The organism is Pseudoxanthomonas sp. YR558 (genome assembly GCF_900116385.1).
GTDB lineage: Bacteria > Pseudomonadota > Gammaproteobacteria > Xanthomonadales > Xanthomonadaceae > Pseudoxanthomonas_A.
In genome coordinates this window covers 2338865-2365139 of sequence record NZ_FPCI01000001.1, presented here as the reverse complement: position 1 = coordinate 2365139, position 26275 = coordinate 2338865, and the positions used below count along the sequence as shown (strand labels likewise).

The following is a 26275-nucleotide window of genomic DNA, read 5'->3' as shown; positions in this document are numbered from 1 at the left end:
GCGCCACGTCCCTCGGACGACGAACCGCCCGCGGCGACGCGGGCGGTTTTTTGTTGTCCGGCGGACACGGTTTTGCCCCGTGAAAAGTTGCCTTTGCAACCAACAGGTGGTGCGCCATAGGTGTTGTTGCGGCGTCGCAACATCTATGGTCTAGTCGGATTTCCGGTGACATTTCGAAGTGCCGCTGCGTGGGCAGGGCACGGTGTCGCCGTCACTCCGGTTTGAGGCAAGACATGGCCCCTCGCAATCGCCAAGGCGGCTTTGAACAGGGTCTCTACGACCCGAACGACGAACGCGACGCCTGCGGCTTCGGCATGATCGCGCAGCTCGACGACCAGCCTTCGCGTGCGCTGGTCGATACCGCCATCGCCGCGCTCTCGCGCATGACCCACCGTGGTGGCGTGGCCGCCGACGGTCTCACCGGCGACGGCTGCGGCCTGCTGATCCGCAAACCGGACGCATTCCTCCGCGCGCTCGCCGCCGAATCCGGCATCGCATTGGGCGCGCGCTTCGCCGCCGGCCTGGTGTTCCTGCCGCACGACGAGGTGCAGGCCGCGCAATGCCGCGCCGCACTCGAAGCCGAACTGTTCCGCACCGGCGTGGCGGTGAAGGGCTGGCGCGTGCCGCCCACCAACGACGCGGTCTGCGGCCAGTTGGCCAAGGACACCCTGCCGCGCATCGAACAGCTCTACGTCGAGGCCGACGAAGGACAGAAGGACGAAGCCTTCGCGCTGGCGCTGTTCCTCGCGCGCCGCCGGGCCGAACAGCAGCTGCGCGCGTCCGTGCCCGACTTCTACGTGGTCACGCTGTCGCCGCATGCGATCGGCTACAAGGGCATGGTGCTGCCGGACAAGCTGTCGACCTTCTTCCCGGACCTGCAGCGCAGTGACCTGGCCAGCAGCGCGGTGGTGTTCCACCAGCGCTTCTCGACCAACACGCTGCCGCGCTGGCCACTGGCGCATCCGTTCCGCCTGCTGGCGCACAACGGCGAGATCAACACCATCGAGGGCAACCGCCGCTGGGCGCAGGCGCGCAGCAAGGTGTGGAAGACGCCGCGCTTCGACATCGGCGAATTCGACCCGGTCATCTCGATGCACGGCTCCGATTCGCAGAGCCTGGACAACATGCTGGAGCTGCTGGTCGCCGGGGGCATGGAGCTGATCCAGGCGCTGCGCATCCTGGTGCCGCCGGCGACGCAGTCGCTGGAGTTCAAGGACGCCGACCTGGCCGCGTTCTACGAGTTCTACGGCCTCAATACCGAGCCGTGGGACGGCCCGGCGGGCATCGTCTCGATGGACGCGCGCTACGCCGCGTGCACGCTGGACCGCAACGGCCTGCGCCCCGCGCGCTGGATGCTGACCAGCGACCGCCACTTCATCGTCGCCAGCGAAGCCGGCGTGTGGGAAGTGCCGGCCGAACGCGTCACCCGCAAGGGCAAGCTCGGCCCGGGCGAGATGATGGCCATCGACCTGCGCCGCGGCGACCTGCTCGACAGCGAAGCGGTGGACCGCATCAACCGTGGTCGCGCGCCATACAAGCAGTGGCTGCACCAGGGCGTGACCTACCTGCAGACCGAACTGATCGATCCGTCGCTGGTCGAGGAGCCCTTCGACGAGCGCACGCTGCGCGGTTACCACAAGCTGTTCCAGCTCTCGACCGAGGAAGTGGAGCAAGTGCTGCGCCCGCTCGCCGAGACCGAGCAGGAAGCCACCGGCTCGATGGGCGACGACACCCCGATGGCCGTGCTCAGCCGACAGACGCGGCCGCTGTACGACTACTTCCGCCAGGCGTTCGCGCAGGTCACCAACCCGCCGATCGATCCGTTGCGCGAAGACTGCGTGATGTCGCTGACCACCCAGCTGGGCCGGGAGACCAACATCTTCCACGCCGGCCCGGAGACGGTGAACCACGTCATCCTCAATTCGCCGGTGCTGAGCCAGCGCAAGCTGCGGCAGTTGCTGAAGATGCCGCAGTACGTCGAGAAGAACCGCCTGATCGACCTGTCCTATTCGCACGCGGAAGGCCTGAAGGCCGGCCTGGAGCGGATCTGCCGCGAGGCCGAACAGGCGGCGCGCGACGGCGACGTCATGCTGCTGCTGTCCGACCGCTACCCGCAGCCGGGCCGGCCGATGGCGCATGCGCTGCTCGCCACCGGCGCCGTGCACCACCACCTCTGCCGCGTGGGCCTGCGCTGCGACGCCAACCTGATCGTCGAGACCGGCACCGCGCGCGATCCGCACCACATGGCCTGCCTGATCGGCGTGGGCGCCACCGCGGTGTATCCGTACCTGGCCTACCAGACGCTGTTCGACCTGGGCCGGCGCGGGATCCTGCAGATCAAGAAGGGCGGCGAGCAGGCACAGATCGGCCGCAGCTACCGCAAGGGCATCTACAAGGGCCTGTCGAAGATCATTTCGAAGATGGGCATCTGCACCATCAGCAGCTACCGCGGCGCGCAGCTGTTCGAAATCGTCGGCCTGGATCCGGACGTCGTCGACCTGTGCTTCGCCGAGACGCCGTCGCGGATCGGCGGCGTGGGGTTCGAACGCCTCGACCTGGAGGCGCGCCAGCTCGACGCGCGCGCGTGGAACGACCGCGAATCGCCGGAAGTCGGCGGCTTGCTGAAGTACGTGCACGGCGGCGAGTACCACATGTACAACCCGGACGTGGTGATGACGCTGCAGCGCGCGACGCGCACCGGCGATGCACGCGACTGGCAGGCCTACGCGGACGCCGTGAACTCGCGCCCGCCGTCGGCACTGCGCGATCTGTTGCAGCTGAAGAAAGCCGAAGTGCCGACGCCGATCGACGAGGTGGCCGATGCCACCGATCTGCTGCGCCGCTTCGATACCGCGGCGATCTCGCTCGGCGCGTTGTCGCCGGAAGCGCACGAAGCGCTCGCCATCGCGATGAACCGCCTGGGCGGCCGCAGCAACTCCGGTGAAGGCGGCGAAGACCCCGCGCGCTATGGCACCGAGAAGCGCAGCAAGATCAAGCAGGTCGCGTCCGGCCGCTTCGGCGTGACGCCGGAGTACCTGGTCAATGCCGAAGTGCTGCAGATCAAGGTCGCGCAGGGCGCCAAGCCCGGCGAAGGCGGCCAGCTGCCGGGCCACAAGGTCAACGAGCTGATCGCGCGCCTGCGCTACGCCAAGCCCGGCATCGGCCTGATCTCGCCGCCGCCGCACCACGACATCTATTCGATCGAAGACCTCGCGCAGCTGATCTACGACCTAAAGCAGATCAACCCGACGGCGCTGGTCTCGGTGAAGCTGGTCAGCCATGCGGGCGTGGGCACGATCGCCGCCGGCGTGGTGAAGGCCGGCGCGGACCTGATCACCATCTCCGGCCACGACGGCGGCACCGGTGCCAGCCCGGTGAGCTCGATCCGCTATGCCGGCGTGCCGTGGGAACTCGGCGTGGCCGAAGCGCACCACGCATTGGTGGTGAACCAGCTGCGCGACCGCACCGTGCTGCAGACCGACGGTGGCCTGAAGACCGGCCTGGACGTGGTGAAGGCCGCGCTGCTCGGCGCCGACAGTTTCGGCTTCGGCACCGGCCCGATGATCGTGCTCGGCTGCAAGTACCTGCGCATCTGCCACCTCAACAACTGCGCCACCGGCGTGGCCACGCAGGACGAGCGCCTGCGCACGCAGTACTTCACCGGCCTGCCCGAGCGCGTGGAGAACTTCTTCCGCCTGCTGTCCGAGGAAGTGCGGCAGTGGCTGTCGTACCTGGGCGCGCGTTCGCTCGACGAGATCGTCGGCCGCACCGACCTGCTGCAGCAACTCGACGTATCGCCCCGCGAAGGCGTGAACGTCGATCTGTCGCGGCTGCTGAAGGGCGCGCAGTTCGACAGCAGCAGCTGCGCGGCGCAACGCCTGTACGAATCGCCGGACAGCCTGGCCACGCAGCTCGATGGTTTGCTCGCCGAGCCGATCCGCAAGAAGAGCGGCGGCGACCATCGCTTCCTCATCCACAACACCGACCGCAGCATCGGCACCCGCCTGTCCGGCGCCATCGCGCGCCAGCACGGCAACCAGGGCATGGCCGACGCGCCGCTCAATCTGCGCTTCCGCGGCACCGCGGGGCAGAGCTTCGGCGCATTCAACGCCGGCGGCCTGCAGATGGAGCTGGAAGGCGAAGCCAACGACTACGTGGGCAAGGGCATGGCCGGCGGCCGGCTGGTGGTGCGCCCGCCGCGCGGCGCGCGCTTCGAGGCACGTAACACGCCCATCATCGGCAACACCTGCCTGTACGGCGCGACGGGCGGCGAACTGTTCGCCGCCGGCCGCGCAGGCGAACGCTTCGGCGTGCGCAACTCCGGCGCGCTGGCGGTGATCGAAGGCGCCGGCGACCACTGCTGCGAGTACATGACCGACGGCATCGTGCTGGTGCTGGGCAAGGTAGGCCTGAACTTCGGCGCCGGCTTCACCGGTGGTCTGGCCTACGTGCTCGACCTGGACCGCGATTTCGTCGACCGCTACAACCACGAACTGATCGATATCCACCGCATCAGCCCGGAAGGCTTCGAGAGCCATCGCCAGCACCTGCACACGCTGATCAGCCGCCATCGCGAATTGACCGGCAGCATCTGGGCGCAGCAGATCCTCGACGAATTCCGCGACTACGTGGGCAAGTTCTGGCTGGTGAAGCCGAAGGCCGCGAGCATCGATTCGTTGAACGAGACCCTGCGGAGAGCAGCATGAGCAAGAAGCAGGTATTCCAGTTCCTCGACCTGCCGCGGACGATGCCGCAACGCATCCCGCTGGAGTTGCGCACGTCCGGCGACTGGGGCGAGCTGTACGGCAAGTTCGGCAAGGAGGAAGCGCAGTACCAGGCAGGCCGTTGCCTCGACTGCGGCAATCCCTACTGCAGCTGGAAGTGCCCCGTGCACAACGCCATCCCGCAGTGGCTGCAGCTGGTGCAGGAGAACCGCATCGAGGAAGCCGCCGCGCTGTGCCACTCCACCAATCCGCTGCCGGAAGTCTGCGGCCGCGTCTGCCCGCAGGATCGCCTGTGCGAGGGTAGCTGCACACTGGAGGAATTCGGCGCGGTCACCATCGGCGCGGTGGAGAAGTACATCGTCGACACCGCGTTGGCCAATGGCTGGCGGCCGGATCTGAGCGACGTGCAGCCGACCGGCAAGCGCGTCGCTGTCATCGGTGCCGGGCCGGCGGGCCTGGGCTGCGCCGACCGCCTGGCGCGCGCCGGCATCCAGGCCGTGGTCTACGACCGCTACGAACAGATCGGCGGCCTGCTGCAGTTCGGCATCCCCAGCTTCAAGCTCGACAAGAGCGTCATCGCGCAGCGCCGCGAGGTGCTGGAAGGCATGGGCGTGGAATTCCGCCTGGGCGTGGAGATCGGCCGCGACCTGACGCTCGCGCAGCTGCTGGAAGAGTACGACGCGGTCTTCCTCGGCACCGGCGCCTACCGCTATACCGACGGCGGCCTGCCCGGCCAGGACCTGGACGGCGTGCTGCCGGCCCTGCCCTTCCTGGTGCAGAACGGCCGCATCGTGAGCGGCAACGACCCCTGGGGCCGCGCGATCGCCGGTTGGGAAGACAAGCTGCAGCTGCCGGACCTGCAAGGCAAGCGCGTGGTCGTGCTCGGCGGCGGCGATACCGGCATGGATTGCGTACGCAGTGCGATCCGCCTGGGTGCGGCGAAGGTGACCTGTGCCTACCGCCGCGACGAGGCCAACATGCCGGGCTCCGCCCGTGAAGTCGCCAATGCCCGCGAGGAAGGCGTGCGCTTCCTGTTCAATCGCCAACCGCTCGGCATCGTGGCCGGCGACGACGGCACGGTGGCCGGCGTGCAGGTGGTCGAAACGAAGCTCGGCGAGCCGGACGAACGCGGCCGCCAGAACGCGGTGCCGGTCGAAGACAGCGAATCGGTGCTGGAAGCGGACGTGGTGATCATCGCGTTCGGTTTCTCGCCGACCGTGCCGGCATGGTTGGCCGAGGTCGGCGTGGAAGGCACGCCGAACGGACGCATCGTCGCCGGCGGAGGCGATCGCTTGCCGTTCCAGACCACGCATCCGAAGCTGTTCGCCGGCGGCGACGCCGTCCGCGGCGCCGACCTGGTGGTCACCGCGGTCGCCGAGGGACGCGACGCGGCGGGCAGCATCGCAACGTTGCTGCTGAACTAATGAACGAAGAGCCGGGCGATGCCCGGCTCTTCTCGTCCGCGCGGGTCAGGCCTTCAGCGTCGCCATGTCGATGACGAAGCGGTACTTCACGTCGCCCTTCAGCATGCGCTCGTAGGCATCGTTGATCGTATCCATCCGGATCATTTCGATATCCGACACAATCCCGTGCTTGGCGCAGAACTCCAGCATTTCCTGGGTTTCGCGGATGCCGCCGATCGCCGAGCCAGCCAGCGAGCGGCGCTTGAGCATCAGGCCGAACACGTTCGGCGAGGGATGCGGCGTGGCCGGCGCCCCCACCAGCACCATGGTGCCGTCGCGGGCCAAGGTGTTGAGCAAGGCATCCAGGTCGTGCGGCGCGGCCACGGTGTTGATGATGAAATCGAGCTTGGCTGCCTGCGCCGCCATCTGATCCGGAGCGCGCGACACCACCACCTCCGATGCACCCAACCGGAGCGCGTCGTCGCGCTTGTTCGCCGAGGTGGTGAACAGCACGACGTGCGCGCCCATCGCCTTGGCGATCTTCACCGCCATGTGACCCAACCCACCCAGGCCGACCACGCCCACCTTCGTGCCGGGACCGACCTTCCAGTGCGCCAGCGGCGAGTAGGTGGTGATGCCGGCGCATAGCAGCGGCGCCACGGCAGCCAACTGGTCTTCGTCGTGGGTGATGTGCAGCACGTACTTCTCATCGACGACGATCTGGTCCGAATAGCCGCCGTACGTGTTCTCGGTGCCCCCGAAGATGGAACCGTTGTACGTCCCGGTGAAACCCGTCTCGCAGTACTGCTCGTCTCCCGCACGGCAGGAGGCGCATTCGCGGCAGCTGTCGACGATGCAGCCGATGCCGGCCAGGTCGCCGACCTTGAAGCCCTTCACATCGGTTCCGACCGCACTGACGCGACCGACGATCTCGTGGCCCGGCACCGACGGATACAGCGTGTTGCGCCATTCATTTCGCGCGGTATGCAGGTCCGAATGACAGACGCCGCAGTACAGGATCTCGATGCGCACATCATGCGGGCCGGGTTCGCGGCGCTCGAACGCGAACGCGGTCAGGGGCTGGTCGGCGCTCTGCGCCGCATAACCGTGAGCAGTGCTCATGGAATTCTCCGGTCGGGGGATGGGTTGGCCATTCTAGGTGGCCTCCTGTTGCGGACAATGCCGATTTCGACCGCGTCCTTGCCTGATCCTGCACGCCCCGCGGGGCTTGGCTTAGACTCGCGACTCTCCCCTCTTCCAGATCGATCATGCGCCTGGGCCTGGCTGCCAACCGCCTGCACCACCACACCGAAGATGCGGCGCTGTTCCGCTGGTTGCGGGCCTGCGAGCCCGGCATCCGCGACCTGCAACTCGCCCTGCATGCGGTGGGACGCACGCATGATGCGATCGCCGCCGCCGGCATGCTGCGCGGCTACGACGGGCTCAAGCGGTATCCGTACGGCCGCGATGGCGGGCTGATGAAGCTGGTGGCGGAAGTGGTCGGGCTGGAAGGCGCCGAACGCAGCCTCGATGGTGCGATCTACTTCATCGATCCGGTCGATCCGTCCTCGATCTTCCCCGAAGCCACCGCGCTGAAGCGCCAATGCGTGATCCATGGCAAGCCGTTCCTGTCGACGGTCGCCTCGGCGCGCGACTGGATCGAGATGGAACGCACCCATGCCGGCTTCGCACCCGATCGTGGCGCCGATCGTTTCCATGCGCTGGAATCGCAGACGCTGGCACTGATCGCGCACGATGCGATGAAGCCGCAGATGCTCGCGTTCGCCGACGCGCACTTCGACGTGCTGTCCCGCTTCGCGCACCGCATGGCGACCGGCACCACCGGCCTGCGCCTCAACGAACTGGCGTGGAGCCGCGGCTGGCCGCAGGACGTGCCCTGGGTGGAACGCTTCCAGAGCGGTCCGCTCGGTGGCGACGCGCAGATCGCCGACCGCGTGCTGGAGCATCGCTGCCAACGCGTGATCTTCTTCGAGGATCCGCATGTGGCGCGCCAGCACGAGGCCGACATCCAGTTGTTGGAGCGCGCGGTGACCACGGTGACCGACGAAGCGGTCTGCACCACATCATTGCCGGTGGCGAAGCGATGGTGCGAGGCCGTAACCAAGCGCGGGCTCCTTGTAGGAGCGACGTAAGTCGCGACCGCACGCCGGCACTTCTTTGAGACCGGAGCCACACGCATCGACAGGACGAGGGTAGTTTCATTCTTACGGTCGCGACTTACGTCGCTCCTACAGGTACCGCAGCAGCAATGAGTTCCCCACCCCGCCATCTGCTGAAAGACCTTTCCCTGTCCGCCATCGCGGCGGGCTTCGTGACCGTGCTGGTCGGCTTCGCCAGTTCGGCCGTGATCGTGTTCCAGGCGGCGCAGTCGCTGGGCGCCTCGCCGGAAGAGATCTCCTCATGGATGTGGGCGCTCGGCCTGGGCATGGGCCTGACGTGCATCGGCCTGTCGTTGCGCTACCGGATGCCGGTGGTGACGGCGTGGTCCACGCCCGGCGCGGCCATGCTGATCAGCAGCGTCGCCGGGCTGCCGCTGTCAGACGCGATCGGCGCGTTCCTGCTGTCGGCATTGCTGATCACCGTGTGCGGATTCTCGGGCTTCTTCGAACGAATGATCAGCCGCATCCCGGTATCGCTGGCGTCCGGCATGCTGGCCGGCGTGCTGCTGCGCTTCGGCATCGACGCGTTCGCGTCCATGAAGACGCAACTGGGCATGGTGCTGACGATGTTCGCGGTCTACCTGCTCGCCCGCCGTCTGCTGCCCCGCTACGCAGTGATCCTGACGTTGCTGGTCGGCATCGCGATCGCCGGCGCGCTCGGCTTGCTGCGCATCGACGGCCTGTCGTTGCAACTGGCGAAGCCGATCTTCACCACGCCGACGTTCTCGTTCGCGGCGGTCGTCGGTATCGCCTTGCCCTTGTTCATCGTGACGATGGCCTCGCAGAACGTTCCGGGCGTGGCGGTGATCCGTGCGTCCGGATATCCGATTCCGATTTCGCCGGTCGTCGGTTGGACCGGCATCGTCAACCTGGTGCTGGCGCCGTTCGGTGCGTTCGCGCTCAACCTGGCGGCGATCACGGCGGCGATCTGCATGGGCCGCGAAGCGCACGAAGATGCAGCGCGTCGTTACGTCGCCGCCATGGCGGCCGGCGTGTTCTACGTGCTCGTCGGTCTGTTCGGCGCGACGGTGGCGGCCTTGTTCGCCGCCTTTCCGAAGGAACTGATCCTCGCCATCGCCGGCATCGCATTGCTGGGCACCATCGGCAACAGCCTGGCCGCCGCATTGCGCGAGGAAGCGGAGCGCGAGCCCGCGCTGGTGACCTTCCTCGTGACGGCATCGGGCTTGTCGCTCGCGGGCATCGGCTCCGCGTTCTGGGGCTTGGTGGCGGGCGTGGTGACGCTGCTGGTATTGCGTCGTACCTGATCCACGTTCGCGTTGCGCTCATGCGGGTGAACGCGGCGTGGAGTGTTCAGTTTCAACGGCACGGATTCACCTCGGGGTGATGCGGGCGTGGGCAGGATCGTCCACGCCATCCCGATAGGAGATTTCCATGCAGACCATCCGTTACCGCCATCGCCTGTTGACGCTCGCCGCTCTAGCCGCGCTGTCCGGCGCCGCGTTCGCGCAGGCGCCTGCGCCCACCGCCGGCAAGGACGCGCTGAAAGAGCCGCAGGTCCGCGCGCTGCTTACCGAGAAGGGCTACACGAACATCGACGATCTCGATTTCGAGGACGGCCAGTGGGAAACCGATGCGACCAGCGCCAACGGCGACCGCGTCGACGTGCGCATCAATCCGGCCAGCGGCGACATCGTGGCCGAGAAGCTGGTGTCCAACCTCAGCGAGAATGACGTGAAAGCCAAGCTGGCCGCCGCCGGTTACTCCAAGGTGCATGACGTCGACTTCGACGACGGCGTCTGGAAGGCCGAGGCCGAGCGCGCCGACGGCAATGACGTCGAGATCCACCTGGCGGCCAACACCGGCGAGATCATCCACGTCGAAAACGATTGATCCAGCGCGCTTGTCCCGCAACGGAGAAGGCCGCCCTAGGGCGGCCTTCTTTCATGTCATCGGCGCCTGCGGCTTGGGACGCGCAAATCGCCATCCCACCAGCATGCCGCAGAACAGCAGGATCGCAGCAAGAAACCACGGGGCGCCGGGGACATGGGCGGGCGCGGCTTTTCCGATGAACAGCGCGAACGTCCCCGCGAACATCATCGGGCCGATGACGCCCGCCAGGCTTGCGAGACTCATCAGCGCGCCCTGCATGCGCCCCTGCTCGCGCTCATCCACTTCACGCGTGATCAACGACTGTGTGGCGGGCGTGGCCAGCGCCCATAGCGCACTGATCGGCAATCCGAGCAGGAAGGCGGTACCGACCGGTGCCCACCCGTAAACGACGAAACCGAGCGCACCACATGCCAGGCCAAGCAATAGTGTCCTGCGCTCGCCGAGTCTTTTCACCACGCGACCGATCAGAAGGGCGTTCACGATGACACTCAGGACGCCCACCGCGGCCAACACCCAGCCGACCTCCTTCGGACCCCATTGGAAGCGGTAGCCGGCGAACAACACGAATACGCTGGGATAGACGAAGTGCGCGAGGTTCGCGATGAAGACGACGGCGACCAGGCCGAGCACCTGCGGATAGCGCTTGAGCAATACCAACGAACCGAAGGGGTTCGCGTGCTTCCAGTCGATGCGGCTGGTCCGCTTCTCCGGCGCAAGCGATTCAGGAAGCACGAACCAACCGTAGAGGAAGTTCAACATGGCCAACCCTGCGGAGAACCAGAACGGAAGACGCAGATCGATGTCCCCCAGCGCACCGCCGATCAGGGGACCGATGACGAACCCTACGCCGAACGCCGCGCCGATCATGCCGAAGGCCTGTGCGCGTCGCTCCGGGGGTGTGACGTCGGCGATGTAAGCATTCGCCGTGGTGAAGCTCGCCGAGAAGACACCCGAGAACACTCGCGCCAGCAGGAGCAGCGGCAAGGTGCCGGCGACCGCCATCAATACGAAGTCGGCACCCAGGCCCAGGCACGAAAGAAGAATCACCGGCCGGCGTCCGAATCGGTCGGACAGCGCGCCCTGCACCGGCGAGCTAATGAACTGGATGGCGTAGAACACCGTGCCGAAGATACCCACCCAGATCGCAGCGCGCGCCGCATCGCCACCGGTGAACTGCTTCACCAGATCCGGCAACACCGGGATGATCACGCCGAACGACAGGATGTCGATCAACACCGTGACGAAGATGAAGATCAGGGCGGCGCGGCGGCCGGCATGTGCGGGGGCTTCGGCGTTCACGGAGCGGACCGGCGAAAAGGTGCGCAAGTGTAGGGCATCGCCCTGGCCGATGGCGCGCCGCGGCGGGTTACAGCGGGGTCGCGGAGATCACGTGGCTCAGGCGGTGGCGCTGGCCTGGCTCCAGTTCGATCGCGTCCTCGCTGGCGTTCGCCGCCTCCAGGCAGACGAAGGTCCGCCAGTCCTCGTCGGGCATGTCGCCGATGGCGGCCGCACCGGCTTCGCCCGGATTCCATACCACCAGCGAACGACTGCCGAAGGTGTCCAGCCGGATGCGGCGGCCACCGGCGGGATCGGTGAGGTCGAATCGATGGCCGGTGCCGGTATAGATCCGGTCGCTGCGGCCCGGGTCGCGCGGGTCGTGCAGCGTCCAGTCACCGGCTTGCACGTGCGTGTCGCCATCGAACTTGTCCGCATAGCGCAGGCCATCGAGACCCGTGACACGCACCTGTGCCGCGTCGGCCACACGGAAATACGTGTGGAGCGCCTGCGTCAGCACGACCGGCGCCTCGCCGCGATGGAGCGTGTCCAGGCTCTGCCGGAGGTCGCGACCGACATGCACGGTCTGGATCAGTTCGAGCGGCACGCCATCCCGCAGCGGCAACGCGAGCTTGAGCACGACGCTGCCATCGGCCTCGTGCCGCACGTCCGTCAACGGCCAGCGCGAGATGCGTGCATGACCGTGCTGGGGTGCATCGTCGGCTTGTCCCTGTCGGCCGAAGTAGGGCCAGCACACCGGCACGCCACCGCGGATCGCCTTCGGCGGCATCGCCGTGGTCGGCGATACCCAGAGCAGGTCGTCGAAACCCGTCGGCGCGAACGACAGCACCTGTCCGCCGTGCAGACTGATGCGGGCAAGGGACATCGGGGTTTCCACCCGCAGCACGTCGATGTCCTGCCAGCGTTCCTGGGTCACGCCTTCGGGTAATGCACTCACGGCTTTCGCGGCTCCGGTGGCGCGACGGGCGGCCCTTCCGCCTTCAGCGCAGCGAGTATTTTCGCACCGGCCCGACCGTCCGCGGGTTGCAGGCCCAGGCGCTGCTGTTCGACGACGATCGCGCGTCGCGTCTGCGTGCCGATCATGCCGTCCGCCGTGCCGATCGCGTGGCCTCGCGCGAGCAGCAGGGTCTGCAGTTCGCGGCGCTGCGGACGACCCAGGCCGGGATCGTCCGTCGGCCAGGCCGTCACCAGCCCCGTGCCACCACGCAGGCGATCGGCCAACAGCGCGATCGCCAATGCGTAGCTTTCGGCCGCGTTGTACGAGTAGATCGCGTCGTAGTTCTTGAACACGAGGAACGCAGGACCCGCGATGCCGGTCGGCACCAGCACCGCCGCGGCGCGATCGTCCGCAGGCAACGGCTGCCCATCGACGCGGGCGATGCCCTGCGCGGTCCATTGCGACAACGGCTTGCGGCTGGTGCGGCCGGCCTGCGTGACATCGAAGCCCGGTGGCAGCTTCACCTCATAGCCCCAGGGCTCGCCGGTGCGCCAGCCGGAGGTCACCAGGTAGTTCGCGGTCGAGGCCAGCGCATCCGGAATGCTGTCGATTAGGTTGCGCCGCACGTCGCCATCGAAATCGACCGCGATGCGCTCATAGGTGCTCGGCATGAACTGCGTGTGGCCGAACGCGCCCGCCCATGACCCTGTCAGGCCCTCGGCGCGGATGTCGCCGGCCTGCAGCAGCTTGAGCGTGGTGAGGAACTCGCCACGGAAGAACGCCTGTCGCCGGCCGAAGCACGAGAGCGTCGACAGCGACACCAGCAGCGGCCGTTTGCCGAACACGCGACCGTAGTCACTCTCCACGCCCCACACCGCAACCACCGTGGCGGCATCGACGCCGTAAGCCAGCGCCACGCGATCCAGCAGGTCGCGGTGCGTCGCCAGCATGGCCTGGCCGTCGGCGACGCGCTGGTCGTCGACCAGGGCCGCCAGGTAGTCCCACAGCGGCGTGGTGAATTCGGGTTGCGCATCCAGGAGGTCCAGCACGCTCATGTCGGCGGCCAGGTCTTTCGTGTACGTGTCGAAGTTGGCCGGTACGATGCCACGCTTCTCCGCGACGGTACGCAGGTCGGTGATACACGCGGCGTACACGGGATCGCGCACGAGCACAGGCGTTGTCACCGTGGGCGACGGCGAGACAGGAGATGGAACCGGCGGCGCCGCGCTGGATGCGGGTAGCGTCTGTGCGATGCCGGGCACCGCCATCGCCATCGACAGCAGCAGGAAGGTCGCGTTGAACGTCATCTCGGCCTCCCTGGCCTTCGGGGGAGGCTTCACTTTGCCTTGCGCGGAAAGCGAATGCGACCCTGCGGCGCCGTCAGCGGACCTCGATCTCGTACTCGGCCACTTCCACCGGCGGCACCTTCTCCCAAGACCGCCGGTATTCGAGCCGCACCGTTGTCTGGCCCGGCTTCTCCGCGCGGAACCACCAGCGCGCGATCGACGAGGCGCCAGGCATCGGCGGCTGCGTATCCATCGGCGGCGGCGTGGCCGGGCCGGTGGTGCGGGCCAGCACGGGCGCACCGTCTGCGGTGAATTCCCACTGGTAGCCGGTGCTCGCGTTGGACGTCAGGGCGATCTCCAGCACCTGCCCGACGCGCATCGCCACGGGCGCCTTGCCCTGGGGCCGGATGATGCCGTCGTCCGGCAGCATGTCGGACGGCGGCCCGCCGCCCGTCGCCGGTCCGCTGGCGCAGGCCGACAGCAGCACGCACAACCCGGTGGCCAGCCATGCCTTCATCGTCGCGTCCTCGCTGGAGACCCGGGAGTTATACACCGCCGCTTTAGGCGCCGTCCGTAGAATGGCGGCATGAGCACTCCCCAGGATTCCTCGTTGGGCCGCGAGGTCGCGTACCCGACGCAGTACGACCCCACCCTCCTCTTCCCGATCCCGCGCCAGGGCGCGCGCGATGAGATCGGCATCGCCGCCGATGCCTTGCCGTTCGTCGGCCACGACCGCTGGCATGCGTACGAGTTGAGCTGGCTGGATGCCCGGGGCAAGCCGCGCGTGGCGACCGCCACGCTGACCGTCCCGTGCACGTCGCCGTGCCTGATCGAATCCAAATCGCTCAAGCTCTACCTCAACTCGCTCAACAGCACGCGCTTCAACAGCGATGCCGCGGTGCTCGAGCGCATCGCCACCGATCTATCGGCGCGCGCCGGCGCCGACGTCGGCGTGGCGTTGGGCCTGCCGCCGATGGCGGACGCACCGGAAGGCGACTCCCTCGACGGCCTGGATGTGGAGATCGACTACTACGGTCCGCCGCGCGCGGACTTCCTGGCCGCCGATCCGGAAGTGCTGGTCGACGAGGTGCTGTTATCCGAACTGCTGAAGTCGAATTGCCCGGTCACCGGTCAGCCCGACTGGGCCACGGTGGTGATCCGCTACCGGGGCCCGCGCATCGACCGCGTCGAACTGCTGCGTTACCTGGTGAGCTTCCGTGACCATGCCGAATTCCACGAGCAGTGCGTCGAACGGATTTTTCACGATCTGCTCGCGCATTGCCGACCGGCGTCGCTGTCGGTGGAAGCGCGTTACACCCGTCGCGGCGGCCTGGACATCAATCCCTGGCGAGCCACCGACGACATGAATGTCCCGCTCATGAAGCGCGATCTGCGACAGTAATGTTGCACGTCTAACAATTGAGGCGATTTCACGCCCGCGCTATGGTTTCTTAACAACGCGCGTGCAACGCTTGCTCATCCCAACAGCCCGCCAGGAAGGGGTGGTTGCAATGAGCACAGACAAGAAGGCCGACTTCTCGGGCGTGACCGCGAAGGTGGATTCGACCGAACAGATCGTGGAGAAAGCGGATTTCTCCGGTGTCACTGCGCGCGTCGACAGCACTGAAGAGATCATCGGCGAGCAGAGCTACACCATCGAGAAGGGCGACACGCTCTCCAAGATCGCGAAGGCGCACTACGGTAGCGCCAATGCGTGGAAGCAGATTTTCGAAGCGAACCGCGACGTCATCGAAGATCCGGACCGCATCTTCCCGGGACAGGTCATCAAGCTGCCGCCGAAACCGGCCGACGCCTGATCGCCCTCCACTTCATCCACAAGGACCGAACCCATGAAGCAGAACCGCATCTCCTACGCCCTGGCCGCCGCGCTGGTCGGCACCGTTGCCCTGGTCGGCTGCAAGAAGAAGGAAGAGCCCGTCGCGGCGCCGCCCGCCGTGACCGAACCGGCACCCGCGCCGGCCCCGGTTGAACCCGCTCCGGCGCCCGTCAGCGCCACCAGTGTCACCGTGGGCAACACGGCCGCTGCAGACAAATCCGTCGCCGCCGTCAGCACCTTCGGCACGAAGGACAAGATCATCGTCTCAGTGAAGACCGACGCATCGACGCCGGCCGACGCCGCGATCGATGCGAAGCTGACGTTCCAGGATGGCCAGGTGGCGGGTCAGCAGACCGCCAACGTCAAGGCAGAGGACGCTGGCACGACCAATGTCGAATTCTCGAACACCAACCCGTGGCCTGCCGGCAAGTACAAGGTCGACGTGACCCTCAATGGTCAGCCGGTCGGCATGACGCAGGAAATCGAAGTCAAGTAATCCGCAAGGCAAGTCTCTCTCCCACGTGTGTGGGGCAAGCTCGGGCGTGGAGCGATCCACGCCCGCTTTTTTTGCGGCGCCCGGTGGCGGATGGTTCCTACGGCAACCGTCCCCGGCACTGAAGGGTGTCCCGGGACACGAGGGCACCATCCATACCCCCTCGTTTTGCCCTGCGTGCGGCGACACGCGACAATGGCGCGCTGAGTTCCCCATCGCCCCTTGTCGAGAGTCCTGATCCCCATGTCGGATACGCCCCGCATCATCTACACCCTCACCGACGAAGCCCCGTTCCTCGCCACCCAGTCGCTGCTGCCGATCGTCGAGGCGTTCACCGCCCCCGCCGGCATCGCCGTGGAAACCCGCGACATCTCGCTGGCCGGCCGCATCCTGTCGCAGTTCCCCGAGTACCTGGCCGACGCACAGAAGATCAGCGACGACCTGGCCGAGCTGGGCCAGCTGGCGACGCAGCCGGAAGCCAACATCATCAAGCTGCCCAACATCAGCGCCTCGGTGCCGCAGCTGAAGGCCGCCATCAAGGAGTTGCAGGCGCAGGGCTACCCGCTGCCGGACTACCCGGACGAGCCGAAGGACGAGAAGGAAAAGGACGCCAAGGCGCGCTACGACAAGGTCAAGGGCAGCGCGGTGAACCCGGTGCTGCGCGAAGGCAACTCCGATCGCCGCGCGCCGCTGTCGGTGAAGAACTACGCCCGCAAGCACCCGCACCGCATGGGTGCGTGGAGCGCGGATTCCAAATCGCACGTCGCCCACATGGCGGCCGGCGATTTCTTCGGTAGCGAGCAGTCGGCCACGCTGGCCAACGACGGTGCGCTGAAGATCGAACTGGTCGCCGCCGACGGCACGGTCACCGTGCTCAAGGACAAGGTGAAGGTGAAAGCCGGCGAGATCGTCGACGCCGCCTCGATGAGCCGCAAGGCGCTGGCTGCGTTCGTCGCCGCCGAGATCGCCGATGCCAAGGCCCAGGGCGTGCTGTTTTCGCTGCACCTGAAAGCCACGATGATGAAGGTCTCCGACCCGATCATGTTCGGCGTGGTCGTCAACGAGTTCTACAAGACCGCGCTAGCCAAGCACGCCGCCGTGCTGGAGCAGATCGGCTTCGACGCCAACAACGGCATCGGCGACCTGTATGCACGCTTGGGCACGCTGCCCGCCGATCAACAGGAAGCGATCAAGGCCGACCTGCAGGCCGTCTACGCCGATGGCGCCGCGGTGGCGATGGTGAATTCCGACAAGGGCATCACCAACCTGCACGTGCCGAGCGACGTGATCGTCGACGCGTCGATGCCGGCGATGATCCGCGACTCCGGCAAGATGTGGAACGCCGAAGGCAAGCTGCAGGACACCAAGGCCGTCATCCCGGACCGCTGCTATGCGGGCATCTATCAGGCGGTGCTCGACGACTGCCGCAAGCACGGTGCATTCGATCCCGCCACGATGGGCAGCGTGCCCAACGTCGGCCTGATGGCGCAGAAGGCCGAGGAATATGGCAGCCACGACAAGACCTTCCAGATTCCCGCCGACGGTAGCGTGCGCGTCACCGACGACGCCGGCCGGGTCGTGTTCGAGATGAAGGTCGAGGCCGGCGACATCTGGCGCATGTGCCAGACCAAGGACGCGCCGATCCAGGACTGGGTGAAGCTGGCCGTCGGCCGCGCGCGCCTAAGCAAGACGCCGGCGATCTTCTGGCTGGACAAGGACCGCGCGCACGATGCGCAGGTGATCGCCAAGGTCGAGCAGTACCTCAAGGACTACACCACGGACGCGCTCGATATCCGCATCCTGCCGCCGGTCGAGGCGATGAAGGTGTCGCTGGAACGCACCCGCAAGGGCGAGGACACCATCTCGGTGACCGGCAACGTGCTGCGCGACTACCTGACCGACCTGTTCCCGATCATGGAACTCGGCACCAGCGCGAAGATGCTGTCGATCGTCCCGCTGATGGCCGGTGGCGGCCTGTTCGAGACCGGCGCCGGCGGTTCCGCACCGAAGCACGTGCAGCAGTTCCTGGAAGAGGACTACCTGCGCTGGGATTCGCTGGGCGAATTCCTCGCGCTGGCCGCATCCCTGGAGCATCTGGGCCAGCGTTACCTCAACACGCCCGCCAAGGTGCTGGCCAACGCGCTGGACGTCGCCAACGGCCGCATCCTCGACGAGAACCGCTCGCCGGCGCGCAAGGTCGGCGAACTCGACAACCGTGGCAGCCACTTCTACCTGGCCCTGTACTGGGCGCAGGCACTGGCCGCGCAGGACGAGAATGCCGAACTGAAGGCGAAGTTCGCCCCGCTGGCGAAGGCCCTGGCCGACAACGAAGCCGCGATCATCGGCGAGTTGAACGGCGCGCAGGGCAAGGCGCTCGACATCGGGGGCTATTACCACCCCGACATCGCCAAGACGGCGGCAGCGATGCGTCCCAGCAAGACCTTCAACGACGCGCTGGCTTCGCTGTAACGCCCGGTCCACCGGATGCAGCCATCCCGACGCCCGGCTTCGTGCCGGGCGTCGTGTTTTGAACGGCCGTCCGCTCAGCGGAACAACGACAACGAGGTCATCGCACGCAGCCGCCGTGCGCCGAGCCGCTGCACCGCTTCGCGATGGCGCACCTGGCCCGCTTCATCATGGACATGGTGCCGGTGGGCGGGTTCGGGCGGCGGGCTGTCGGTGTGGGCGATATGACCCTGCAGGAACAGCATGCCCTGGCTCATTCCACCCAGCTGCTGCCACCACTGCTTCCTGGTTTCGGTTTGCATGGGACTGCTCCGTGGCGCCGGTGTCCGGCTTGAAGGACTCCCAAGGTAGGCGCATGATCGGCCCCGAAAAAGCGAAAGCTCCGCAAGCCAGCCTTGAGGTGGATTCAAGATGAGCCGACTGCCGCTGGACCAGGTGGACGCCTTCGTCACGGCCGCGCGCCTGCGCAATCTCACCCGCGCCGCCGAGGCCATGCACCTTACCGTCAGCGCGTTGAGCCATCGCATGCGGCTGCTGGAGCAGCGGCTGGGCCACAAGCTGCTGGCACGTGGACCTCGCGGCGTGGAGATGACGCCGGAAGGCCAACGCCTCTTCGATGCCATCTCCGGGCCGCTGGACACCATCGAGCACGCGCTGCGGCGCGCCACGTTGCGCAACGACCACACGGTGACGCTGAGCCTGATCCCTTCGATGGCCACGGCCTGGCTGGTGCCGCGCCTGCCGGCGTTCCTGGCCCAGCATCCGGAGCTCGGCCTCAATCTGCAATCGAGCACGCACGTGGTGGATTTCGAGCGCGAGCCGGTGGACCTGGCGCTGCGGCTCGGCGGCGGACGCTGGCCGAACGTGCACGCGGAGTTCCTCTTCCACGAATGGATCACCCCGGTCGCCAGCCCCGCCTTGCTGAAACAGCACGGCCGGCCGGCACCGGACCAGATGGCGAAGTTGCCGTTGCTGGGCGATCCGGCCAATCGATGGAAAGACTGGTTCGAACATTTCGGCGGGCAGCCGCCGGCGCGCTATGTCGCGCAGTTCGACGACACCGAGACGCTGCACCAGGCGGCGGCGCAAGGCGTGGGCGTGGCACTGGCGCGCTGGACGCTGGCCGAGCCGCTGGTGAAGGCCGGGCGGCTGGTGACGCTGACGAAGAAGCGGCTGCAGGCCGACTTCGCCCACTACCTGGTGTATCCGGAACGCAGCCTGGCCCATCCCGGTTTCCGCAAGGTGCGCAGCTGGCTGCTGGAGCAGGCGGGCATCGCAGTGGAGCGATGACTCCAGCGCGTGCCGGCTAACATCGCGCGCATGGTCCCCGCCGATGCCATCGCCCGCCTGATCCACGATGCCTTCGCGGATTACCACGCGCGCTTCGCCGAGATCACCCGGCGCGCGAAGATCCGGTTCGAGACGCAGGACTGGGCCGCGGCGCGCCACGATGCCGTCGAACGCATCGCGCTGTACGACCAGTGCATCGCCGAATGCGCCCTGCGCCTGCAGTCGGCGCTGCTCGGACGGGCGCACGACCGGGCGCTGTGGATCGCCGCGCGCGACGCGTTCGAGGTGCTGGTCGCCGGCCAGCTCGACCGCGAGCTCTACAAGACCTTCTACAACACGCTGAGCCGCCGCTTCCTGCGCATCCGCGGCGTGGACCCGGCGCTGGAGTTCGTCGCGCTCGATGTGGAACCCACCGACGCGATCACCCACCCCGTCGCGCGCCACAGTTATGCGGTTACCGAGCATCGGCCCACCGACACCTTCGTGCGCGTGCTGGCGGACTACGGCTTCGACGTGCCGTATGCGCACCGCACCCGGTGCGCCGCGGCGATCGCGGTGCGGTTGCAGGACGATCTGGCGCACTGGGGCGCGCAGCCGGTGCGCGGCATCGAGCTGCTGGACACGGTGTTCTACCGCGAGCGGCGCGCCTATCTGGTCGGCCGGGTGTTCGGCGAACACCGGTTCTCGCCCTGCGTGATCGCGCTGGTGAACGACGGCGGCCAGCTGAGGGCGGAAGCCGTGCTGACCCATCGTGCCGACGTGGCGCACCTGTTCGGTACCTCGCGTAGTTATTTCCACGCGGACCTGGCGACGGTCGGCGATGCGGTCGTGTTCCTGCGGTCGTTGTTGCCGGGCAAGCCGATCGACGAGATCTACACGGTGCTCGGCCGCGCCAAGCAGGGCAAGACCGAGCGCTACCGCACGTTCTTCCACCATTTCGCCGCGCATCCGGACGAACGGCTGGTGCATGCGGAAGGCACGCCCGGCATGGTGATGGCGGTGTTCACCCTGCCCAGCTACCCGCTGGTGTTCAAGGTGATCCGCGACCGGTTCGCCTATCCGAAGGCGATGAGCCGGCAGGACGTGGAAGACAAGTACGACCTCGTCTTTCACCTGGATCGCGTCGGCCGGCTGCTGGACACGCAGGCATTCCGCTTCCTGCGCTTTCCGCGTGCACGGTTCGCGCCGGCCTTGCTGCAGGAATTGCGCGAGAGCTGCGCGCAGAGCATCAGCGAAGACGGCGACGACCTCGTCATCGCGCTGTGCTACGTGCAGCGCCGGTTGCGGCCGCTCAACCTCTACCTGCGCGAGCAGAAGCCCGAGGCCGTCCGCGCCGCCGCGCTCGACTACGGGCAGGCCATCAAGGACATGGCGCGCAACAACATCTTCCCCGGCGACATGCTGCTGAAGAACTTCGGCGTGTCCCGGCACGGACGCGTGGTCTTCTACGACTACGACGAACTTCGGCTGGTCACCAACTGCCAGTTCCGCGACTGGCCGCAGGCGGAGAACTACGAAGAACAGATGGCCGATGCGCCGTGGTTCCATGTAGACGCCGGCGATGTGTTCCCGGAGCGCTTCCCGCAGTTCCTCGGCCTGCCCGAGCCGCAGGCGAAGGCGCTGAAGGTGGCGCATGGCGCGCTGTTCCAGCCTGGCTGGTGGCGCGACCTTCAGTCGCACCTCGCGGCGGGCGACTATCCGGATACTCCGCCTTACCCGGACACGCTCAAGCTCGCGTGACCGTGCGCATGCCCCTGCAACAGGCGGCGCGTTACCCTAGCCGCCACGTGGAGACCGCCTTCCCGCCATGAGCACCTACCGCCTCGACTCGATCTTCCGCCCACGCGCCGTCGCCGTGGTCGGCAGCCAGTCGCGTCCGCGCTCGGTGGGCCGCGCGGTGGTGGAGAACCTGCTCAACGCCGGCTTCGCCGGTCCCATCGGCCTGGTCAATAAGCATCCGTCGCCGATGGACGGCGTGGCGACGGTGCGCCATCTGCGCGATCTGCCATGGACGCCCGACCTGGTCGTGATCGCCACGCCCGCGGCAACGGTGCCGCAGCTGGCCGCCGAAGCCGCGGAGAAAGGCGCGGCTGCCGTGGTCGTGCTCACCGCGGCGATGGGCAGCGGCCCCGGTTCGCCGGCCGCGCAACTGGAAGCGCTGACGCGCGAGAAGGGCTTGCGCGTGTTGGGCCCGAATTGCCTGGGCGTGATCGCGCCGCATGCACGCCTTAATGCCAGCCTGGCGAGTCGTTTCCCGAAGGCCGGCGACCTCGCGCTGATTTCGCAATCCGGTGCGATTTCCGGCGGCCTGGTGGAATGGAGCATGAGCCAACCGGTCGGCTTCTCCGCCGTCGTGTCGCTGGGCGATGCGCTGGACGTCGATTTCGCCGACCTGCTGGACTACTTCGCCACCGACCACCGCACGCGCGCGATCCTGCTGTACGTGGAAGCGATCCGCGACGCGCGCAAGTTCATGTCCGCCGCGCGTGCGGCCGCGCGCACCAAGCCCGTGGTCGTGGTGAAGTCCGGCCACAGCCGCAACGCCAAGGTCACGCCCGCCGGCAGCACGCATACGCAGAACCTCGCCAAACCCAACGCGGTGTACGGCGCGGCCTTCCGGCGCGCCGGCCTGCTGCGCGTACGTTCATTGCACGAACTGTTCGCCGCCGCACGCACGCTGGGTCAGGTCCGCCCGTTCCAGGGACGGCGGCTCGCCATCCTCACCAACGGCGGTGGCGTGGGTGCGCTGTCGGTCGATCACCTGTACGAACAGGGCGGCACGCTGGCCACGCTGTCCGATGCCACGCGCGATGCGCTGGATCGCATCCTGCCGGTCGGCTGGTCGCGCACGAATCCGGTGGACCTCCTGACCGATATCGATGCCGAACGCTATGCGGCGACGATCGAAGCGCTGCTGGCCGACCCCGAGAACGATGCACTGCTGGCCGTCAACGTGCCCACCGTGTTGTCGTCTTCCGCGGAGGCGGCCGATGCGGTGGTCGGCGTGCTGGGCAGTGGCGCCGCGGCCGCGTCGCGCAAGCCGGTGTTCACCGTATGGCTGGGCAACGATCCGCAGGCCGAAGCCGTGCTCGATGCCGCGCACGTGCCGCGCTATCCCAATGAGTCCGATGCGGTCGCCGGCTTCATGCACCTGGTCCGCCATCGCGAAGTACAGGCGGCGTTGATGGAGACGCCGCCGAGCCTGCCGGAAGACTTCAGTCCCGACGTGGCGATGGCGCGCGCGCTGGTGGACACCGCACTGGACGCCGGCCAGACCTGGCTGGATCCGCTGGCCACCACGCAGCTGCTCGCCGCCTACGGCATTCCGATGGCGCCGCTCTGGCGCGCGACCGACGCCGAGGACGCCGCGCGCATCGCGGCCCCGCTGCTCGCCGAAGGCAGGACGGTGGCGGTGAAGATCCTTTCGCCCGATATCCCGCACAAGTCGGACGTGGATGGCGTGCGCCTCAACCTGCCGAACGCGCACGCCGTGCGCGAAGCCGCTGCCGGCATCCTGCAGCGCGCGCGCGAACGGCGTCCCGAGGCGCGTATCGAAGGCGTGCTGGTGCAACCGACGGTGCTGCGCCCGAAGGCGCGCGAACTGATCGCCGGCATCGCCGACGATCCGGTGTTCGGCCCGGTGATCGCGTTCGGCCGTGGCGGCACGGCCGTGGAAGTCATCAACGACCAGGCCGTCGCCCTGCCGCCGCTGGACCTGCGCCTGGCGCACGAACTGATCGCACGCACCCGTGTGTCGCGCGTGCTGAAGGCCTACCGCGACGTGCCGGCGGCCGACGAACGCGCCGTCGCGCTGGTGCTGGTGAAGCTGGCGCAGCTCGCGGCCGATATCCCGGAGATCCAGCAGCTCGACATCAACCCGCTGCTGGCCGACCGCGACGGCGTGGTGGCGGTGGACGCGCGCATCGCCGTCGCGCGCGGCCGCGCATTGCACAAGGGCCGCGGCCATCCGCGCTTCGCGATCTTCCCGTATCCGACGGAGTGGGAACGGACCATCGAGCTGGCGGACGGCCAGCCTGCGCTGGTCCGCCCGGTGCGGCCGGAAGACGACGCGATGTTCCGCGAGTTCTTCACCCACATCACCGACGAAGACCTGCGCCTGCGCTTCTTCCAGTCGGTGCGTCATTTCAGCCACGAATTCATCGCGCGGCTGACCCAGCTCGACTACGCGCGCTCGATCGCGCTGGTCGCGGTACATCCGGGAACCCACGAGATGCTGGGCGCGGTACGCCTGCATGCCGACGCGAACTACGAGAAGGGCGAGTACGGCATTCTGGTGCGCTCGGACCTCAAGGGCCATGGCATCGGCTGGAAGCTGATGCAGATCATGATCGAGTACGCGCAATGGCAGGGCCTGAAGCTGATCGAAGGCCAGGTACTGCGCGAGAACCGCACCATGCTCGCGATGTGCGAAAGCCTGGGCTTCACCGTGAAGCTGGACCCGGACGACCCCACGCTGATGAACGTCAGCCTGCCGGTGCCGCCCTCCGCATGAAGCGTCGCACCGTGCTGGTCGCGACGTCACTGGCGCTGACAGCTTCGGTCGCCGGCGTCATCGCGTGGAAGGCCGCGCCCACGAAGCGTACTTCCGTGCCCAAGGCATCGATCCCGGACGACGCGCGCCTCCTGCAGACCGCGCACTACCGCGTGCACAGCACGGCGACCCCTGCGCAGACCCAGGAGATCGCCGCCGCCGCGGAAAGCCTGCATACCGCCTACCTGTCGCTGTTCGCGGACCATGTCGCGCCGTCGACCACGCCGCTGATCCTGGTGCTCTACCGCGACGCGGACGAGTTCGCGCGCAACAACCGCAGCCGGCCATGGGCCGAAGCCTATTACCTGCGGCCCGCCTGCTACGCGTATTACGGGAGCGGCAGCGCGAACCCGTACCACTGGATGCTGCACGAGGCCGTGCACCAGCTGAACACCGAAGTCGCCGGCTGGCGGTTGCCCGCGTGGGCCAACGAAGGCATCGCAGGCTATCTGGGCGCGAGCTGGCTTGAGAACGGCGTGCTCACACCGGGTCGCAGCGATCCCGACACCTATCCGATCTGGTGGCTGTCGCGCATGAAGCTCACGGGGAGCCTCGACGCCGACGTCGCGGCCGTGCGTTTCATCCCATTGCGGGAACTGGTGGAAGGCCGCGGCCCGGGCATCGACCAGCACGTCAATCTGTACTACCTGCACTACTGGAGTCTCTCGCACTTCCTGTTCCACCACCGGGACGGGACGTACGCCAGCGCTTACAAACAGTTGCTCGCCCTGGGCGCCTCCACGCACGACTTCGAACGCCTGATCGGGCCGATCGAGGAGATCGAGAAGGCCTGGTACGCCTATCTGCTGGACGCTATCGCGAAGATGCAGGATTACGAAGCCGAGCACGGCATCGAGCGCTGAGCCGCAGTGCTCAGAGCTTCACCACCACCTTGCCGAAGTTCTCGCCGCGCAGCAGGCCGATCAGCGCGCGCGGTGCGTTCTCCAGGCCTTCCACCAGGTCCTCGCGGTAACGGATCTTGCCGTCGGTGAGCCAGGCACCCATGTCGCGCAGGAACTGCGGGTACAGCGCGATGAAGTCGTACTGGATGAAGCCGCGCACGGTTAGGTGCCGGGACAGGATCTGGCCCATCAGCAGCGCCATGCGATCCGGCCCGGGCGGCAAGGCGGTGTCGTTGTAATGCGCGACCAGGCCGCATACCGGGATGCGCGCGAAATCGTTGAGCAGCGGCAGCACCGCATCGAAGACCGCGCCACCGACGTTCTCGAAATACACGTCGATGCCCTTCGGACAGGCGGCCCGCAGCTGGTCGGCGAAATCCGGCGCGCGATGATCCAGCGCGACGTCGAAGCCGAGTTCGTCGCGCAGATACGCCCGCTTGGCTTCGCCGCCCGCGATGCCGACGGCGCGCGCGCCCTGCAGCTTCGCGATCTGACCGACCGTCGCCCCGACCGGACCACTGGCTGCGGCGACCACGACGGTTTCGCCGGCTTGTGGTTTGCCGATCTCGTGCAGGCCGACGTACGCGGTGAAGCCCGGCATGCCGTACACGCCGAGCGCGGTGGTCAGCGGCGCGACGCGCGCATCCAGCTTGCGCTTCAGCGTGCCGCCCTGCGCGGCGGCATGGGTCTGCCACCCGCCATGCGCGAGCACGAGGTCGCCGGGCTGCAGATCCGGGTGGCGCGAGGCGATCACTTCCGACACCGTGCCGCCGTCCATCACCTCGCCGATCTCCACCGGCTTGGCATACGAACGTCCGGCATTCATGCGCCCTCGCATGTACGGGTCCAGCGACAGATAGCGATTGCGCAACAGTACCTGGCCGTCCGCAGGCTCGGGCACCGGCATCTGCTCAAGGCGGAAATCGTCGGCGGTCGGTTCGCCGCGCGGCCGCGATGCCAGCACGATGCGGGTGTTCTGCGTGGCGTCGTGGCGCGTCATGGCGATGACTCCGGAGGTGCCGATACGCCCCAGTCTAACGACGACGATGGGGCATGCG

The 26275-nt window shown here is 67.5% G+C and carries 20 protein-coding genes; 13 read left to right on the top strand and 7 right to left on the bottom strand.

Features of this window, described 5'->3' with window-relative positions:
• The first annotated feature begins 233 nt into the window (after nucleotides 1-233).
• Both gltB and BM365_RS11025 read left to right on the top strand, forming a co-directional pair.
• A complete protein-coding gene (gene gltB, locus BM365_RS11030; RefSeq protein ID WP_093489141.1) occupies nucleotides 234-4706 on the top strand; it encodes a glutamate synthase large subunit in 4473 nt (1490 codons plus the stop codon).
• Nucleotides 4703-6148, top strand: coding sequence for an FAD-dependent oxidoreductase (locus tag BM365_RS11025; RefSeq protein ID WP_093489139.1), 1446 nt, complete (start codon nucleotides 4703-4705; stop codon nucleotides 6146-6148). The genes gltB and BM365_RS11025 overlap by 4 nt, the downstream gene beginning before the upstream one ends.
• A 45-nt stretch (nucleotides 6149-6193) precedes the next feature.
• Here the strand turns inward: BM365_RS11025 and BM365_RS11020 are convergent, their stop codons facing one another.
• Nucleotides 6194-7249, bottom strand: coding sequence for an NAD(P)-dependent alcohol dehydrogenase (locus BM365_RS11020; RefSeq protein ID WP_093489137.1), 1056 nt, complete (start codon nucleotides 7247-7249; stop codon nucleotides 6194-6196).
• Between the two features lie 146 nt (nucleotides 7250-7395).
• Between BM365_RS11020 and BM365_RS11015 the strand changes: the two genes are divergently transcribed.
• The 3 genes from BM365_RS11015 to BM365_RS11005 all read left to right on the top strand — a co-directional run bounded on the left by BM365_RS11015 (nucleotide 7396) and on the right by BM365_RS11005 (nucleotide 10158).
• Nucleotides 7396-8280 carry a methylglyoxal synthase gene (locus BM365_RS11015; RefSeq protein ID WP_093489135.1) on the top strand — a complete coding sequence of 295 codons (885 nt, stop codon included), beginning with the start codon at nucleotides 7396-7398 and terminating at the stop codon, nucleotides 8278-8280.
• A gap of 116 nt (nucleotides 8281-8396) precedes the next feature.
• Nucleotides 8397-9572 carry a benzoate/H(+) symporter BenE family transporter gene (locus BM365_RS11010; RefSeq protein WP_093489133.1) on the top strand — a complete coding sequence of 392 codons (1176 nt, stop codon included), beginning with the start codon at nucleotides 8397-8399 and terminating at the stop codon, nucleotides 9570-9572.
• Between the two features lie 127 nt (nucleotides 9573-9699).
• The gene (locus BM365_RS11005) at nucleotides 9700-10158 is read left to right on the top strand and encodes a PepSY domain-containing protein (RefSeq protein ID WP_093489131.1); all 459 of its coding nucleotides are present in this window, start codon (nucleotides 9700-9702) and stop codon (nucleotides 10156-10158) included.
• Between the two features lie 51 nt (nucleotides 10159-10209).
• Here BM365_RS11005 and BM365_RS11000 read toward each other — a convergent pair whose 3' ends face one another.
• The 4 genes from BM365_RS11000 to BM365_RS10985 all read right to left on the bottom strand — a co-directional run bounded on the left by BM365_RS11000 (nucleotide 10210) and on the right by BM365_RS10985 (nucleotide 14194).
• On the bottom strand, nucleotides 10210-11484 hold the full coding sequence (locus tag BM365_RS11000; RefSeq protein ID WP_093489129.1) for a TCR/Tet family MFS transporter: 1275 nt from the start codon (nucleotides 11482-11484) through the stop codon (nucleotides 10210-10212).
• A 40-nt stretch (nucleotides 11485-11524) separates the two neighbouring features.
• The gene (locus BM365_RS18170; protein ID WP_233210893.1) at nucleotides 11525-12391 is read right to left on the bottom strand and encodes a D-hexose-6-phosphate mutarotase; all 867 of its coding nucleotides are present in this window, start codon (nucleotides 12389-12391) and stop codon (nucleotides 11525-11527) included.
• Complete coding sequence (locus BM365_RS18165; protein ID WP_233210894.1) at nucleotides 12388-13698, bottom strand: lytic murein transglycosylase; 1311 nt, start codon at nucleotides 13696-13698, stop codon at nucleotides 12388-12390. Before BM365_RS18165 ends, BM365_RS18170 begins: the two co-directional genes overlap by 4 nt.
• A 73-nt stretch (nucleotides 13699-13771) precedes the next feature.
• The gene (locus BM365_RS10985) at nucleotides 13772-14194 is read right to left on the bottom strand and encodes a protease inhibitor I42 family protein (protein WP_093489127.1); all 423 of its coding nucleotides are present in this window, start codon (nucleotides 14192-14194) and stop codon (nucleotides 13772-13774) included.
• 69 nt (nucleotides 14195-14263) lie between these two features.
• Between BM365_RS10985 and queF the strand changes: the two genes are divergently transcribed.
• From queF to BM365_RS10965, 4 genes are all read left to right on the top strand, one after another.
• Nucleotides 14264-15079, top strand: a complete 816-nt coding sequence (gene queF / locus BM365_RS10980) for an NADPH-dependent 7-cyano-7-deazaguanine reductase QueF (protein WP_093489125.1) — start codon at nucleotides 14264-14266, stop codon at nucleotides 15077-15079.
• Between the two features lie 109 nt (nucleotides 15080-15188).
• Nucleotides 15189-15494: a LysM peptidoglycan-binding domain-containing protein gene (locus tag BM365_RS10975; protein WP_093489124.1), complete on the top strand. Its 306-nt coding sequence runs from the start codon at nucleotides 15189-15191 to the stop codon at nucleotides 15492-15494.
• 33 nt (nucleotides 15495-15527) lie between these two features.
• Nucleotides 15528-16010: a hypothetical protein gene (locus BM365_RS10970; RefSeq protein WP_093489122.1), complete on the top strand. Its 483-nt coding sequence runs from the start codon at nucleotides 15528-15530 to the stop codon at nucleotides 16008-16010.
• Nucleotides 16011-16250: 240 nt separating this feature from the next.
• A complete protein-coding gene (locus BM365_RS10965) occupies nucleotides 16251-18476 on the top strand; it encodes an NADP-dependent isocitrate dehydrogenase (protein ID WP_093489120.1) in 2226 nt (741 codons plus the stop codon).
• Nucleotides 18477-18550: 74 nt separating this feature from the next.
• On the opposite strand, the gene BM365_RS10960 is transcribed toward BM365_RS10965, so the two are convergent.
• Entirely contained in the window at nucleotides 18551-18775 is a 225-nt protein-coding gene (locus BM365_RS10960; RefSeq protein WP_093489118.1) for a hypothetical protein, read from the bottom strand.
• Between the two features lie 109 nt (nucleotides 18776-18884).
• Here BM365_RS10960 and BM365_RS10955 point away from each other — a divergent pair, with 109 nt between their 5' ends.
• From BM365_RS10955 to BM365_RS10940, 4 genes are all read left to right on the top strand, one after another.
• On the top strand, nucleotides 18885-19763 hold the full coding sequence (locus BM365_RS10955) for a LysR substrate-binding domain-containing protein (protein ID WP_093489116.1): 879 nt from the start codon (nucleotides 18885-18887) through the stop codon (nucleotides 19761-19763).
• 30 nt (nucleotides 19764-19793) lie between these two features.
• Nucleotides 19794-21503, top strand: a complete 1710-nt coding sequence (aceK, locus tag BM365_RS10950) for a bifunctional isocitrate dehydrogenase kinase/phosphatase (protein ID WP_093489114.1) — start codon at nucleotides 19794-19796, stop codon at nucleotides 21501-21503.
• Nucleotides 21504-21570: 67 nt separating this feature from the next.
• Nucleotides 21571-24276 carry a bifunctional acetate--CoA ligase family protein/GNAT family N-acetyltransferase gene (locus BM365_RS10945; protein WP_093489112.1) on the top strand — a complete coding sequence of 902 codons (2706 nt, stop codon included), beginning with the start codon at nucleotides 21571-21573 and terminating at the stop codon, nucleotides 24274-24276.
• Nucleotides 24273-25178 (top strand): hypothetical protein, encoded by a 906-nt coding sequence (locus BM365_RS10940; RefSeq protein ID WP_093489110.1) that lies wholly within the window; start codon nucleotides 24273-24275, stop codon nucleotides 25176-25178. The genes BM365_RS10945 and BM365_RS10940 overlap by 4 nt, the downstream gene beginning before the upstream one ends.
• Nucleotides 25179-25188: 10 nt before the next feature.
• On the opposite strand, the gene BM365_RS10935 is transcribed toward BM365_RS10940, so the two are convergent.
• Nucleotides 25189-26217 (bottom strand): NADP-dependent oxidoreductase, encoded by a 1029-nt coding sequence (locus BM365_RS10935; RefSeq protein ID WP_093489108.1) that lies wholly within the window; start codon nucleotides 26215-26217, stop codon nucleotides 25189-25191.
• Nucleotides 26218-26275: the final 58 nt, after the last annotated feature.

Bases quoted from the DNA above. Each gene is read 5' to 3' on its own strand.
- gltB (WP_093489141.1), top strand. From the start codon at position 234: ATGGCCCCTCGCAATCGCCAAGGCGGCTTTGAACAGGGTCTCTACGAC.
- BM365_RS11025 (WP_093489139.1), top strand. From the start codon at position 4,703: ATGAGCAAGAAGCAGGTATTCCAGTTCCTCGACCTGCCGCGGACGATG.
- BM365_RS11020 (WP_093489137.1), bottom strand. From the start codon at position 7,249: ATGAGCACTGCTCACGGTTATGCGGCGCAGAGCGCCGACCAGCCCCTG.
- BM365_RS11015 (WP_093489135.1), top strand. From the start codon at position 7,396: ATGCGCCTGGGCCTGGCTGCCAACCGCCTGCACCACCACACCGAAGAT.
- BM365_RS11010 (WP_093489133.1), top strand. From the start codon at position 8,397: ATGAGTTCCCCACCCCGCCATCTGCTGAAAGACCTTTCCCTGTCCGCC.
- BM365_RS11005 (WP_093489131.1), top strand. From the start codon at position 9,700: ATGCAGACCATCCGTTACCGCCATCGCCTGTTGACGCTCGCCGCTCTA.
- BM365_RS18165 (WP_233210894.1), bottom strand. From the start codon at position 13,698: ATGACGTTCAACGCGACCTTCCTGCTGCTGTCGATGGCGATGGCGGTG.
- BM365_RS10985 (WP_093489127.1), bottom strand. From the start codon at position 14,194: ATGAAGGCATGGCTGGCCACCGGGTTGTGCGTGCTGCTGTCGGCCTGC.
- queF (WP_093489125.1), top strand. From the start codon at position 14,264: ATGAGCACTCCCCAGGATTCCTCGTTGGGCCGCGAGGTCGCGTACCCG.
- BM365_RS10975 (WP_093489124.1), top strand. From the start codon at position 15,189: ATGAGCACAGACAAGAAGGCCGACTTCTCGGGCGTGACCGCGAAGGTG.
- BM365_RS10970 (WP_093489122.1), top strand. From the start codon at position 15,528: ATGAAGCAGAACCGCATCTCCTACGCCCTGGCCGCCGCGCTGGTCGGC.
- BM365_RS10965 (WP_093489120.1), top strand. From the start codon at position 16,251: ATGTCGGATACGCCCCGCATCATCTACACCCTCACCGACGAAGCCCCG.
- BM365_RS10960 (WP_093489118.1), bottom strand. From the start codon at position 18,775: ATGCAAACCGAAACCAGGAAGCAGTGGTGGCAGCAGCTGGGTGGAATG.
- BM365_RS10955 (WP_093489116.1), top strand. From the start codon at position 18,885: ATGAGCCGACTGCCGCTGGACCAGGTGGACGCCTTCGTCACGGCCGCG.
- aceK (WP_093489114.1), top strand. From the start codon at position 19,794: ATGGTCCCCGCCGATGCCATCGCCCGCCTGATCCACGATGCCTTCGCG.
- BM365_RS10945 (WP_093489112.1), top strand. From the start codon at position 21,571: ATGAGCACCTACCGCCTCGACTCGATCTTCCGCCCACGCGCCGTCGCC.
- BM365_RS10940 (WP_093489110.1), top strand. From the start codon at position 24,273: ATGAAGCGTCGCACCGTGCTGGTCGCGACGTCACTGGCGCTGACAGCT.
- BM365_RS10935 (WP_093489108.1), bottom strand. From the start codon at position 26,217: ATGACGCGCCACGACGCCACGCAGAACACCCGCATCGTGCTGGCATCG.